This is a genomic window from Nonomuraea sp. NPDC005692, from assembly GCF_040631115.1.
Taxonomy (GTDB): domain Bacteria; phylum Actinomycetota; class Actinomycetes; order Streptosporangiales; family Streptosporangiaceae; genus Nonomuraea.
In genome coordinates, this window is record NZ_JBEXYU010000008.1 from 235,766 (window position 1) to 249,266 (window position 13,501).

At 74.0% G+C, this 13,501-nt stretch carries 8 protein-coding genes; 1 reads left to right on the forward strand and 7 read right to left on the reverse strand.

What is annotated here, in order from left to right:
• Window positions 1-199: 199 nt before the first annotated feature.
• Window positions 200-1,345: a serine hydrolase domain-containing protein gene (locus ABZ459_RS20055; RefSeq protein ID WP_357971966.1), complete on the reverse strand. Its 1,146-nt coding sequence runs from the start codon at window positions 1,343-1,345 to the stop codon at window positions 200-202.
• A gap of 124 nt (window positions 1,346-1,469) precedes the next feature.
• Here ABZ459_RS20055 and ABZ459_RS20060 point away from each other — a divergent pair, with 124 nt between their 5' ends.
• Window positions 1,470-4,604, forward strand: coding sequence for a BTAD domain-containing putative transcriptional regulator (locus ABZ459_RS20060; RefSeq protein WP_357971968.1), 3,135 nt, complete (start codon window positions 1,470-1,472; stop codon window positions 4,602-4,604).
• A 42-nt stretch (window positions 4,605-4,646) separates the two neighbouring features.
• Here the strand turns inward: ABZ459_RS20060 and ABZ459_RS20065 are convergent, their stop codons facing one another.
• From ABZ459_RS20065 to ABZ459_RS20090, 6 genes are read right to left on the reverse strand one after another with little or no spacing between them, the layout of a single operon-like run.
• Window positions 4,647-6,335, reverse strand: coding sequence for an AMP-binding protein (locus ABZ459_RS20065; RefSeq protein WP_357971970.1), 1,689 nt, complete (start codon window positions 6,333-6,335; stop codon window positions 4,647-4,649).
• Complete coding sequence (locus tag ABZ459_RS20070; protein ID WP_357971972.1) at window positions 6,316-8,388, reverse strand: acetate--CoA ligase family protein; 2,073 nt, start codon at window positions 8,386-8,388, stop codon at window positions 6,316-6,318. Before ABZ459_RS20070 ends, ABZ459_RS20065 begins: the two co-directional genes overlap by 20 nt.
• Window positions 8,389-8,417: 29 nt before the next feature.
• A complete protein-coding gene (locus ABZ459_RS20075) occupies window positions 8,418-9,974 on the reverse strand; it encodes an FAD-dependent monooxygenase (RefSeq protein ID WP_357971974.1) in 1,557 nt (518 codons plus the stop codon).
• A gap of 6 nt (window positions 9,975-9,980) precedes the next feature.
• The gene (locus tag ABZ459_RS20080; RefSeq protein ID WP_357971976.1) at window positions 9,981-11,750 is read right to left on the reverse strand and encodes an FAD-dependent monooxygenase; all 1,770 of its coding nucleotides are present in this window, start codon (window positions 11,748-11,750) and stop codon (window positions 9,981-9,983) included.
• Between the two features lie 26 nt (window positions 11,751-11,776).
• Window positions 11,777-12,637 carry a VOC family protein gene (locus tag ABZ459_RS20085; RefSeq protein WP_357971978.1) on the reverse strand — a complete coding sequence of 287 codons (861 nt, stop codon included), beginning with the start codon at window positions 12,635-12,637 and terminating at the stop codon, window positions 11,777-11,779.
• 25 nt (window positions 12,638-12,662) lie between these two features.
• The gene (locus ABZ459_RS20090) at window positions 12,663-13,496 is read right to left on the reverse strand and encodes an alpha/beta hydrolase (RefSeq protein ID WP_357971980.1); all 834 of its coding nucleotides are present in this window, start codon (window positions 13,494-13,496) and stop codon (window positions 12,663-12,665) included.
• Window positions 13,497-13,501 lie beyond the last annotated feature (5 nt).

Here is a 13,501-nt window from a genome sequence, read left to right on the forward strand (position 1 = left end):
CCACAAGCCCGTATTTATCGGGATTTCGGTCACGCAAAAACTACGTGGAGCCACGGCGCCGGGCCTGACATGGCACTACGCGGCGTACGAGCACGGACCGAGCACGAACGCTCGCCGACCGTACGCGCCGCCGCGAAGCGCTCGGCGGCCGCCGAAGGGGGGCGCCTGTCCGCGGACGCCCCCTCCCGTCAGTTCCGGCTCACCTGCCGACGGAGATGCCGAACTCCGCCTCGACGAGCTGGAACATGATGTCCCACGTCTTCCACTCGGTGTTGGTGTGGACGGCGACGGTGTGCCGCCCGTCGGAGGTGCCGATCACGAGCATCCACGATCCCCAGAGGCTGCCGCCGACGCCGCGCAGGGTCACGCCGCCGGTCGCCCGCGGGTCGAGCTCGAACAGGCCGAGGCCGTAACGCGTGTACGGCATCCAGTGGCTGCCCTCGGTCGAGACGGTGGTCCACATCTGCCGATGCTGGGCCGGCGGCAGCAGGCTGCCGGTGGACATCGCGCCGAGGAAGCGGATCATGTCACCGGTCGTGGAGACGACGTTGCCGGCCGACCAGCCGAGCGAGGTGTTGAACTCGGTGACGTCCAGGGGCGGCAGGCCGGGCTCCTCCATGAGCGACTCCCAGTTCTCCGGGGTGATCGTCGAGGGGTCGACGCCGTCCTTGAAGAACATGGTGGAGTAGGCGCGCGGGTGCGGATCGGGGTACCCGGTGTCGCCGGGCGGGCGCACGCGGGTGTGGGCCAGGCCGAGCGGCTGGACGACCCGGCGGTCGACCTCCTTCTCGTAGGTGCTGCCGGTGGCCTTCTCGATGATCGCCCCGGCGATGTGGAAGCCGCCGTTGGAGTACTCGAAACGTTCGCCGGGCGCGCCGACCGGAGGCTGGGAGATCGCCAGCCTCAGCAGTTCGTCGGTGGTGAACGCGTCGAAGCGGTGCCGGAGCATCCCGGAGCGGGTGGCGTAGCGGTGGCTGACCTCGGGCGCCAGGCCGGTGGCGAACAGGCCGCCGGTGTTGCTCAGCAGGTGCCTGATGGTGATCTTGTCGCCGTCGTAGCCGTTGGCGTCCAGCACGCCCGGCAGCCACGTGTTGACCGTGTCGTCCAGGCTCAGCCTGCCCTCGGCCTCCAGGCTCAGCAGCACGGCCGCGGTGAACGCCTTGCCGCTGCTGCCCGTGTGCACGTGTTCGCCGGGCCGGCGGGCGGCGCCGGTCCCGAGGTCGGCCACGCCGGCGGTGGCGAACCAGGTGCGGTCGCCGTCCTTGACCTCGGCGACGACGCCGGGGATGCCGGCCTCGGCCACCGCCCGGTCGAGCACCTGCTGAACACTTGCGCGCGTTGTCATCGCACTGCCTCTCTGTGGTCTTCTCCGTACGTCCTCCACGGTGGCGACCAGCACTTAGATGCCGCTTAGAACGCCCTTTCAGCAGAAGTGCACCGCTTTCGAGGGCGTCGTACCCTTGGCCGTTGTGCGTATCGAGGTGCTGGGACCGGTCCGGGCCTTCACCGGCGACGGCGTGCCCATCGACGTCGGCGGCGTGATGGTGCGCGCGCTGCTGGCCCGGCTGGCGCTGGCCGAGGGCGGGACCGTGCCGGTCGGCACCCTCGTCGACGACCTGTGGGGGGAGCACGCGCGCGGCGGCACCGTCAACGCGCTGCACGGGCTGGTCCACCGGCTGCGCAAGGCGCTGGGCGAGGCCGGGGTCCTGGAGCGGACGGCCGGTGGATACCGCCTGCACGTGCGCGCCGAGGACGTCGACGCCTGCCGCTTCGAGGAGAAGGCGAAGCTCGGCGGCCGCGAACTGGCCTCGGGCGCCGCGCGGCGAGCCGGCTCGCTGCTGGCCGAGGCGCTGTCGCTGTGGCGGGGGGACGCGCTGGCCGACGTGCGCGACGCCCCCTTCGCCGGCACGGCGGCGCCGCGTCTGGAAGAGCTGCGCCTGGCCGCCGCCGAGGACCGGTTCGAGGCGGAGCTGCGCCTGGGACGCCACGACGGGATCCTGGCCGACATGGCGGCGATGGCCACCGTCCACCCGTTGCGTGAACGGCTGGCCGGGCTGCGCATGCGCGCCCTGCACGCGGCGGGCCGCCGGTCCGACGCGCTCGCCGTGTTCGAGCAGGTCCGCGGCACCCTGGCCGAGGAACTGGGGATCGACCCGTCCGGGAGGCTGCGCGACACGCACCTGGCGGTGCTGCGCGGCGAGCCGGAGCGCCCCGAACCGGAACGGCCCCGGCCGCAGGCCGTGCGGGGACGGCTGCCGGCCCCGCTGACCAGCTTCGTCGGCCGCGCGGACGAGCTGAGGCTGCTGGCCGGTTCGCTGGAGACCTCCCGGCTGGTCACGGTCGTGGGGCCGGGAGGCGTCGGGAAGACCCGGCTGGCCGTCGAGGCGGCCGGCCGGCATCGAGCCCATCAGCGTGGCCGCGTCTGGCTCGTGCTCCTGGCCGGGGTGACCACGGCCGAAGGGCTGGCCGACGCGGTGCTGGGCACGCTCAGCCTCGCCGACGTCCAGCCTTCCGGCACGCCGCTGGAGCGGGTGGTCAACCTGCTGGCCGGGGGCGAGGGCGTGCTGGTGCTCGACAACTGCGAGCAGGTCGCCGGCCTCGTCGCGGAGTTCGCCGGGCACCTGCTGGAGCGTCTGCCGCACCTGACCGTGCTGGCCACGAGCCGGGAGCCGCTGGAGGTGATGGGCGAGACGCTGTGCCGGCTGGGCCCGCTCGCCCTGCCGCCGGCACACGCCGACGCCTCCCGGGCCGCCGGGTCGGACGCGGTGCGCCTGTTCCGCGATCGCGCGACGGCCGTCCAGCCGGGCTTCGCCATGGACGCGCCGACCACGGCCGCGGTCGTCGACATCGTGCGCCGGCTGGACGGGCTGCCCCTGGCCCTCGAACTGGCCGCCGCGCGGTTGCGGACCATGAGCGCCGAGCAGGTCGCCCGGCGGCTGGACGACCGCTTCCGGCTGCTCAGCACCGGTAACCGGGCCGCCCAGCCCCGCCAGCAGACCCTCCACGCGGTCATCGAATGGAGCTGGGACCTGCTCACCGACCAGGAACGCGCGCTCGCCCGCCGGATCTCGATCTTCCCTGGCCGGACCGGCGTCGCGGCGATCGAGGCGGTCTGCTCGGACGAGACGCTCCCCGCGAGCGAGATCGCCTACCTGCTGGACTCGCTGGTCGGCAAGTCCATCGTGGAGCGGGCCGGGGACGCCTACCGGATGCTGGAGACCATCCGCGCCCATTCGGCCGGCAAGCTCCGCCGCGCCGGGGAGGCCGAAGCCGTCCTGCGCGGGCTCGTGCGGCACTTCGCCGATCTGGCCGAGGAGCACGAGCGGCTGCTGCGCTCGGCCGGACAGGCGCGGGCGCTGCCGCTGTTCCAGGCCGAGTACGACAACCTGATGTTCGCCCTGCACACGGCGATCGAGACCGGCGACGCCCACGCGGCCGCCCGGCTACTCGGCCCGCTGTACTGGTACTGGGTGGTGCTCCGCTACGACGCGCGGGCCGACGCCTACGTCGCCAAGGTGGCCGCTTTCGGCGACGCGCTGCCCGCCGACGCCCGGGCCGCGTTCACCGCGATCCACCTGGTGGCCGGCGAGGGCGGTCCGATCAGGGATCCCGAGCGCCTGCGCGCGCTCATCGACGACTGCGCGCGCACGGGCGCGCTGCGGCGTCATCCGGCGCTGCTGACCGTCGTGCTGCCCGTGGCGGTGATGATCGGGCCGCAGGAGGTGGTCGACCGGGAGATCAGCCTCGTGCGCGGCGGCTCGGACCGCTGGGCGATCGCCTGCACCCTCATGATCGAGGCCATGCGGCACCGGGAGCGCGGCGACCGGGAGCGCTCGGCGACCGCGATCGCGGCGGCGTTGCGCGCGTTCGAGGAGACGGGCGACCGGTGGTGGACGGCCAAGGCGCTGTACGGGCTGGCGCAGATCCACGCCGTCGGCGGCGAGCACGACCGGGCGATCGCCGCCTACGAGCGGGCCATCGCGATCGCCGCCGAGCTCGGTTCGCAGGACGAGGTCTCGGCCCGGCTCGGGCTCGCCGCGGCCCGCATGCGCGCCGGCGACCTCACCGGCGCCGGGCACGACGTCGAAGCCGCCGAACGAGCGGCCTGGGAGCGGGGTCAGCCCGTCCTGGAGATCGACGTCCTGGGCAGCCGGGCCGAGCTGTGCCGTCGCCGCGGCGACGTCGGACGCGCCGGACGGGAACTCGACCGGATGGAGACGCTCGCCCGCCAGGCCCGCCTCACCGCGGAGACGATCGAGAACCTGCTGACGCCCGCCAGGATGTCGAACCTCCTCACCGCCGGGGAAGCCGCGCCCGCGCGGGCGTTGCTGCCCCGGGCCGTCCAGGCCGCGCAGGCGACCATGGACGCGCCCGCGGCCGCTCATCTGCTGGCCCGGCTGCTGTTCCTGGAGGGCGATGCGGCCGGCGCGGCCACCGCGCTCGGCCTGAGCCGGGCCATCCGCGGCACCTTCGACCACGGCGACGTCGAACTGCGCGCCCTGGCGGACACGCTCACCGAACGTCTCGGCCCTACCGGCTACGACACCGCCTACCGGCAGGGCGCCGCCCTGACTCCGCAGGAGGCCGTCGCCCGGCTGACGTGAGAGCGCGCCGCCCCCAGGCCATGGAAACCGGGACGCCCTCCGTCATCCCTCGGCTGCGCCGACCGGAAGCTCGGCCTTGAGGCGGTCGGCGATGTCGGTCCTGAGGGCCTTCTTGTCGATCTTCCCGACCTTGGTCCAGGCGAGCTCCTCGACGACGACCAGCCGTTCGGGGAGCTTGAAGCGGGCGACCTCCGCGCTCTCCATCCCTGCCCGGATCTCCTCCAGCGTGACCGTCGCGCCGTCCCGGGGCACGACGTACACGCACACGCGCTCCCCGAGCACGGGGTCCGGCATGGCCACGGCGGCGACCTGGCTCACGGCGGGAAGCCGGTACACGAGGTTCTCGATCTCCTCGGCGGAGATCTTCTCCCCGCCCCGGTTGATCATGTCCTTGTCGCGGCCGGCCACCACGAGGTTGCCCTCGGGGGTCCGCAGGCAGATGTCCCCCGTGCGGAACCAGCCGTCGCTGGTGAAGGAGCGGGCGTTGTGCTCCGCGGCCCGGTAGTACCCGCGAGGGGTGTACGGCCCGCGGGTCAGCAGGAGCCCCGCCTGGCCGTCCGGCACGTCCCGGTCCTGCTCGTCCACGATCCTGATCTCGTCGGCGGGGCACAGGGGGCGGCCCTGCGTGCCGCACACCGTCTCCACGGGGTCGTCGAGGCGGGTGAAGTTCAGCAGGCCCTCCGCCATGCCGAACACCTGCTGCAGCCTCGCCCCGAGCACCGGCTCGACCTGGCGCGCCAGCTCGTCCGCGAGGCGGGCGCCGCCGACCTGGACGACCCGCAGGGTGGCGAGCTGTCCGGCGCCGTGCTGGACGGCCCGGTCCAGCCAGCGGCCGGCCACCGCGGGCACCACCGCGGTGTGCGTGACGCCTTCCGCCTCGATCGTGGCGAAGGCCCGTACCGGCTCGGGCGAGGGCAGCATGACCACCCGGCCCCCGGCGAGCAGGACGCCCAGGATCCCCGGGCAGGCCAGCGGGAAGTTGTGCCCGGCGGGCAGGCTGACCAGGTAGACCGACTCCTTGGTGACCCCGGCGACCTCGGCGCTGGCCCGGGCGTTGTAGGCGTAGTCGTCGTGGGTGCGGGCGATGAGCTTGGGCAGGCCCGTCGTGCCCCCGGACAGCAGGAAGACGGCCACGTCCCGGGAGTTGGGAGCGGGCAGGTCGGAGCCGGTCCGGCCGGTGGGCGGACCGCACAGGGCCCGCAGGTCGACGCTGCCGGGCTCGACGTCGTCCCCGGCGACCAGCACCTGCCATCCGGCCCCGGTGGCCGCGCGCACGTCGGCCGCGAGGTCGTGGGCGAGTCGCTGGTGGTCGAAGTCCCTGCTCCGGTCGGGGACGGCGATCGCCACCGCCTCGGCGTGCACGGCCAGATACCTCAGCTCGGCCCGGCGGTGGGCGGGCAGCGCCATCACCGGCACGATGCCCGCGCGCAGGCACGCCAGCAGGAGGACGACGAACTCCCACGAGTTGCCCAGCTGCATGATGATCCGCTCGCCCGGCGCGATGCCGAGGTCGCGCAGGCGCACGGCGGCGGCGTCGGCGCGATCGGCCAGCTCGCCGTACGTGAGGCGCAGCCCCGGGCCGTCCACCAGCGCCGTGGCGTCCGGGTCGCGGTCGGCGACCTCCCGCAGCAGGGTGCCGATCGCGCCCCCGGCCCAGTAGCCCTGCTCGGTGAAACGGGTGACGTCGGCGTCGGGCCAGGGCACGGTGTGCTCAGTGATCGGTGTGGGCATCGTCGGCCTTCCTGGTGAGGATGACGGCGTCAAGCGCGATCAGACCTCGCTGCGTGAGCCGGAGCGGATTGACCTCGACCTCGTCCAGGAGCGGGTTGGCGACGAGCAGGTCGCCGAGCCTGGAGACGATCGTGCCGAGGTCGTCGGGGTCGAGGACGGGGCCGCCGCGCCACCCGGCGAGCAGGGCCCGCCCGGCCAGTTCGGCGACCATGCCGGCCGCTTCGCCGGGAGACAGCGGGGCGAGCCTGACGGCGACGTCGGCCAGGGCCTCGGCCACCGTGCCGCCCAGCCCGACGAGCACCACGGGCCCGAAGACGGGGTCGCGCCGCGCGCCGGCCACCAGGTCGATCCCGGTCGGCGCCATGGCCTCCACCAGGTAACGGCGGGCGCCCGCCGCGTCCAGCGCGTCGAGCGCGGCGTCCAGCCCGGCGCGGGTGGACACGCCCAGGTGCACGCCGCCGATCTCGGTCTTGTGCAGGACGTCGGCGTCCAGCAGCTTCACGGCGACCGCCGTCCCGAACGAGTCGAACGCGGCGTGCGCGGTGGCCCGGTCCGCGCAGGCCTGGCGTGGCATGGTCGCCACGCCCAGCCGTCCGAGCAGGGCCTTGCCGGCGTGTTCGTCGTACCGGCCGGCCGGGACGGCCGGCGCCCGCCACGGGACGGAGGCGGCCGGGCGGGCCGTCCGCGCGCGGGCGTCGGCCAGCAGCGCGGCGGCGGCGGCGGCGACGCCGCGGGCGTCGGCGGCCACCGGGACGCCCGACGCGCGCAGGGCCCTGCGGTCGCGGGCGACGTCGTCGCCCGTGCCCGCCAGCCCGAGGACGACGGGGACGCCGCCGGTCAGTCCCTCGCTGACGGCGGCGACGACGTCGACCGCGTCCGGTTCGTGCAGGACGTACCCCGCGATGACGTCGACGCCGGGGTCGGCGCCGGTGGCGGCGAGCACCGCGCCCAGCTCGGGCCCCGGACGGCCGGTGTCGACCGGGTTGCGCTGGAAGGTCAGCGGCGGCAGCAGCCCGGCCAGGGTCTCCCGGGTGCCGGGAGCGAGCTCGGGCACCCGGATCCCGCGTCCGCGCAGGTCGTCGAGGAGCAGCAGGCCAGGACCCGCCTGGGCGGTCACGACACCCACCCCCGGGTCGGCGCACGGGCGGGCCCGCGTCACCGCGAGCGCCCCGACGGCGTCGACGAGTTCGCGTTCGTCGTCGACGAGGACCGCCCCCGCCTGGGCCAGCGCGGCGCGCGTGGTGCGCCAGGAGGTCGCCAGCGCCCCCGTGTGCGAGGCGGCGAAGGCCCCCACGTCGTGGCGGCCGACGACCAGGGCGACGACCGGCCGGGTCGCGGTGAGGCGGCGCACGCTCTCGACCAGCCGGGGCCCGTCCGCCACCGACTCCACGTGCAGCGCGACGGCGGCGGTGCGGGGGTCGCCGGCGAGGTGGTCGAGGACGTCGGGGGCGGTGACGCCGGCCGCGTTCCCGAGGCCGACGGCGAGGCTGACGCCGTGCCCGGCCTCGGTCAGCGCGAACGCCAGGGCGTGGTTGACGCCGCCGCTGGCGGCCACGACGGCGACGGCGCCCGGCCTCACCCGGTGGGCGCCGGGGACGAAGCTGGCGGTCAGCCGCGCGTGCGGGGCGAGGAAGCCGCTGGTGTTCGGGCCGAGGAGGCGCAGGCCCGAGTCCCGGGCGATGGCGCCGAGCCGTCGCTGGTGCTCGATCCCGGCGCCGCCCGCCTCGGCGAACCCGCCGCCGCACACGACGGCGGCCCGCACGCCCGCGTCCGCCGCCTCGGCGAGCACCCCGGCGCAGGCCGCGGCGGGCACGCAGAGCAGCGCGAGGTCGACGGGGCCCGCCGCGGCGGCGGCGCCGACGGACGGGTACATGGCGTCGTCCCGCGCGTTCACCAGCGCCAGGAACCCGTCGAAACCGGACAGCGAACGGGCCATGGCGGCGCCGAGTTTGCCCGGGTCCCGGGAGGCGCCGACGACCGCGACACCCCGCGGGCCGAACAACGGCCCGAGGCCGCCCACGCGGGCACTGCGACCGGATTCGGAACCGCCCACGCGGGCACTGCGACCGGGTCCGAGGCCGTTCATGAGAGCACTCCGACCAGGTCCGCGCGGCCGGAGAGCACCGTGGTCAGCGCCCGGTCGCGGTCGGGTTCCCGTTCGATCAGCAGTGCGGGCAGTCCCGCGCGCATCCGTGCCTCCTCGCACAGCCGGGTGCGGGTCAGTGCCGTGCCGCCGTGCACGGCGATCAGGGTCGCGCCGGCGGCGACGGGCCCGGACAGGTCAGGCAGGCCGTCCTCGGCGTCCGGCGCCGCCAGCAGGGCGCCCCACGCGCCGGGCAGCGGCGTCGCGGAGAGCGGCAGATCGTTCTTCCCCCGGACGGCGGCGGGGCCGCCGTCCGCGCCGGGCAGGACGTCGAGCAGCCGGCCGGACGCCGACCAGCCGGCCGCTTCGAAGCCCGTCTCCAGGGGGGCGGCGCCGTGCAGGTCCCGCCACCGGCGATGGGCCGACGCGACGAACTGCGGCGCGCGTCTGGCCAGGCGCGCGTCGGAGATGCTGCGGGACATGAAGTGGTAGGCGAACTGCCACGGGTCGAGAGCGTCGTGGTAGTTGCCGAAGCTCTCCCACCAGGCGAGGCTGGGCCGGGCCGAGTCCTGGATGTGCCGGACCGGCGGCTGGGCGGCCCGCTCGTAGCTCGTGAGGGCGGCCGCCAGGTCGCCGGGGTGCCCGGCCAGCGCCCGCGCGAGCGCTACGGCGTCCTCCATGGCCATCTTGGTGCCCGAGCCCACGGAGAAGTGCGCGGTGTGCGCGGCGTCGCCGAGCAGCACGACGGGCCGCGGGGCCGTCGTGTGCCAGTGGCGGGTGCGGCGGGTGCGGAAGCCGGCCCACCGGGAGTTGTTGGTGAGCAGCCGGCCGCCCTCGATGTGCTCGGCGAACAGCTTCTCCAGGTACGCCTTGGAGCGCAGGTCGCTCACCCCCGGCGGCCGGCTCTCGTCGAACGCGTCGAGCCCGGCCCGCCGCCAGGACGCCTCGTCGGTCTCCACGATGAACGTCGACATGGTGTCGGAGATCGGGTACCCGTGCACCGCGAAGACGCCGTCGGGGCCGCGTTCGTGGACGAAGGTGAGCCCGTCGAAGAGGTGGTCGGTACCGAACCAGATGAACTTGGCCGTGGCGGTCTCCACCTGCGAGCCGAGTCCGGGGCCGAGCTCCTCGCGGATCCGCGAGGAGGCCCCGTCGGCGGCCACCACCAGGTCGTAGCCGGCCAGGTCGGCGAGCGTCACCTCGGTGGAGAACCGGAGCTCCGCCCCGACCGAGCGGGCCCGTTCCTGCAGGAGCAGGAGGAGCGTGCGCCGGACGACCGCGGCCATGCCGTTGCCGCCACACCTGATCCGCTCACCCTTCAGCCGGACCTCGATGTCGTCCCAGTGCCTGCCGTGCTCGGCCAGGGCCGCGCGCAGCACGGGGTCCGCCTCGTGGATCGCCTCCAGGGTCCGGTCGGAGAAGACCACCCCGAAGCCGAAGGTGTCGTCGGCGCGGTTGCGCTCGAAGACGGTTACCGCGGACGACGGGTCCGCCTGCCGGATCAGCGCGGCGAAGAACAGCCCGCCGGGCCCGCCGCCGACCACCGCGATGCGCATGGCCCGCTACTCCTTGGTCGCCAGGCCGAGGATCCGGCCGAGCACGGCGCTCAGCGCCGCCTCCGGATCGTCCGCCATGGACGCGGACCGCCAGGCGACCATGTGGTCGGGACGGACCAGGAGCACCCCGTCCTCCCCGACCTCGGACAGGGCGCGGTAGTCGCCGTAGCTGTCCTCGTAGTCGCAGCCGCGGCCGATCGACCGCACCCGGACGGGCACGCCCAGCCGCTCGGCGACGCGCTCGGCCGCGTCCCGCCAGGCCGCGCCGCCGATGCCGGTGAGCAGGGTGAACCGGCCCCGGCCGCACAGGTCGAAGGTGGAGACGCGCTGCTGGTCCCTGGTCAGCCACACGTGCGGCAGGTGGCGTCCCGGACGGGTGGAGGCGAAGTGGTAGACCTCCTCGTCCCGCGGCGCGGGCTGCTCGGGCGTGCCGTCGGGCACGATCGCGCCGGACGTGTAGTGCTGGTTGGTCTCGACGCCGTGCGTGTTGAAGCACATGATCGTGGCCTGCATCGCGGCGTCGAACGCCTGCCGCCGCTGGCCGCCCTCGGCCGTCGGCAGCAGCAGGCCGTCGAGGGCGTCGCGCAGCTCCGCCGCGCCCGAGGCGGGCGGCAGGCGCAGCGCCATGAAGATCGGCGGCATCAGCCCGTCGCTGCGCTTGGCGCGCTGGACGATCTGCCTGGCGACCGGCAGCCGCTCCTCCCGGTAGCTGTCGAGCAGCGCCGGCGCGGCCTCGCCGCGCAACACCATGGCGAGCTTCCAGCACAGGTTGTAGCTGTCCTGGATGGAGGTGTTCGAACCGAGGCCGTTCATGGGCGAGTGCCGGTGCACGGCGTCGCCGACGCAGATGACCCGGCCCGCCATGTTGTCGGTGGCGTAGACGTCGTTGACCGCCCAGGTGGAGATCGACTCGACCGTCACCGGCACCTGGTCGTCGCCGATCAGCTGGTGGGCGATGCGGACGCCGTCCTCCTCGGTGAGCGAGGGCTGCCCGGCGTTGACGTCGTAGCCCCACACGCCGACCCACTTGGTCCACGGGCGCACCATGCGCAGCACGCCGATGCCGTTGCCGTCGTGGCCGACACCCGGCTGGACGAACCAGTACATGTCGCCCGGACGGTGTTCGACGAAGCGGGTGAGATCCGCCTCGAACACCACGTTGATCGAGCCGCCGAGCCCCATCTTGCCGACCAGCGGCAGGCCCGCCTGCGCGGCGACGGTCGAGTTGCCGCCGTCCGCGCCGATCAGGTACTTGCTGCGGATGCCGTACTCCTGGCCGGTCAGCCTGTCCCTGACCAGGGCGGTCACGCCGTCGTCGTCCTGCGTGAACGTCAGCAGCTCGGTGTTGAAGCGCACGGACGACCCGCGCGTGGCGGCGGCGTTGACCAGGATGGGCTCCAGCACGTGCTGCGGCAGGTCGCACACCGAGCACGGGCTGGCCAGGTCGTGCTCGGCCTTGAAGTGCGGGTGGGTGTACCAGGTGCGCAGGCGGCCGAGCTCCTGGCCGGCGAGGCTGGTGGCGTACACGTGCTCGCCCATCAGGTGCTGCGGGGTCGCGTTCTTGGTCACCTCGCCTTCCAGCCCGAGGTCGCGCAGCACCTCGACGCCGCGCTGGTTGGTGATGTGCGCGCGAGGCGTGTTCGAGACCCCGGCGTACTTGTTGAGCACCACGTTGGCGATGCCGTACGTCGAGAGCAGCGCCGCGGCGGTGGCGCCCGCCGGGCCGGCGCCGACGATCAGCACGTCCGTCTCCACGACGGGGGTGAGGGTTTCCATGTCAATGGCTCCTAGAAGGGAGGACGTCAGTGCCGGTGGCCCCAGAGGTCGGGGCCGGGGATCTCGGTGACCTGCCAGGTCGCGTCGTCGATGAGCACGCCGCCGCTGCCGAACTCGGTGTGCACGCCCACCGGGGACTCGGCGTAGAAGGAGAACATCTGGTCGTTGCTGTGCCGGCCGAGCGTCATGGTGACCGGGACGTCGCGGTCGAGCACGAGGTCGTAGGTGCGCCCGACCTGGTCCATGTCGGGGACCTCGAGCATGAAGTGGTGCAGGAACGGCTGGTGGATGCCGAAGAACGGGCCGTCCACGAAGGCGATGCTGTGGTGGCGCGGGTTCGTGTGCAGGAACGTGGCCTGGAACGGCCTGCGCATCGTGTCGCTGATCTTGAAGCCCAGGACGTCGGTGTAGAACCGCTGCTGGGCCGGCACGTCCGGGCTGGCCAGCACCACATGGCCGAGGCCGAGGTCGCCCGTGACGAACCGCTCGATGTCCCGCGCCGAGGTGAACTGCCCCTCGCCCGCCGAGGCCCCGTGGAACAGCTCCACCCGGTTGCCCGCCGGGTCCAGGAAGTGCGCCATGCCGGCCACGCGGCGGATCTCCAGCTCGCGCTGGGTCGCCTGGTGGGCCACGACGCCGTGGTCGCTCAGCTCGTCGAGCGCGGCGCTCAGCGCGCCGGCGTCGGCGACCTCCCAGCCGTAGTAGGCGCCGCCGTCCTGCTCGCCGGCCTCGACGGTGATGCGGTGGTGCACGTCGTCGATGCGGAAGTGGGTGGCGCCGTCCTCCCCCGCGACACGCTGCATGCCGAGGATGTCCGTGGCGTAGGCGGTGAAGGCGTCCGGCTCGCGCGCGGACAGGCCGAGGTAGCCGAGCTGCTTGATGTCCATGCCTGATGTCTCCTGTCGTACGAGGTCAGAACGCGTCGGTGAGGAAGCCCCGCAGCAGCGCCGCGTACTCGGCGGCGCGCTCGATCTGCACCCAGTGGCCGCAGTGCGGGAAGATGTGCAGCTGCGCGTTGGGCAGGTGCTGCTGCAGGAAGACACTGGAGTCGGGGGTGACGAACCGGTCCTCGCGGCCGTGCACGACGAGGAACGGGTGCGGCATCCGGCGCAGCGCCGACGGCGGCACGGCCATCTCGGCGGGCGAGGAGGAGAAGAAGCGCTCGAAGGAACGCCGCACCTCGGGCCGCATGACCTCCTGGTAACGCGTCGCGGTGATCTCCGAGATCGACGTGCCGAGCGCGTCCTCGTCGTGGACGAACCACTTGGTGAGGTTCTCCAGCGCGCTGATCGTCGGGTCCTTGTAGAAGGACACCATCCGCATGACCTCGGGCGTCGGCTGCGAGTGCCCGCCCGCGCTGCCCATCAGGGAGATCCGGGCGAAGCGCTCCGGCGCCGTCATCACCAGGTGCATGGCCAGGGCGCCGCCCATCGAGTTGCCGACCAGGTGCGCCCGCTCGATGCCGCGGGCGTCCATCAGGGCGAGCACCTGCTCGACCCGCATGCGCATCCAGCCGGTCAGGCTGCCCGGCATGTCCTCGGGATGGTCGGTGCGGCCGTAGCCGACGAGGTCGGGAGCCAGCACGTGGTAGTCGTCGCTCAGGGCGGGCATGAAGCCGCTCCAGTTCGACACCGCGTTGGCGCCGGGGCCGCCGCCGTGCAGCAGGATCACGGTCTCGCGGTTGTCGTCGCCGCTTTCCAGGAAAAATGTGGAATAGCCGTTGGTCTCGACGGTGCGCTCGGTCACTGGAA

Coding starts and splice junctions, on each gene's coding strand:
- ABZ459_RS20080 (WP_357971976.1), bottom strand. CDS start 11,750: ATGGAAACCCTCACCCCCGTCGTGGAGACGGACGTGCTGATCGTCGGC.
- ABZ459_RS20075 (WP_357971974.1), bottom strand. CDS start 9,974: ATGCGCATCGCGGTGGTCGGCGGCGGGCCCGGCGGGCTGTTCTTCGCC.
- ABZ459_RS20065 (WP_357971970.1), bottom strand. CDS start 6,335: ATGCCCACACCGATCACTGAGCACACCGTGCCCTGGCCCGACGCCGAC.
- ABZ459_RS20085 (WP_357971978.1), bottom strand. CDS start 12,637: ATGGACATCAAGCAGCTCGGCTACCTCGGCCTGTCCGCGCGCGAGCCG.
- ABZ459_RS20055 (WP_357971966.1), bottom strand. CDS start 1,345: ATGACAACGCGCGCAAGTGTTCAGCAGGTGCTCGACCGGGCGGTGGCC.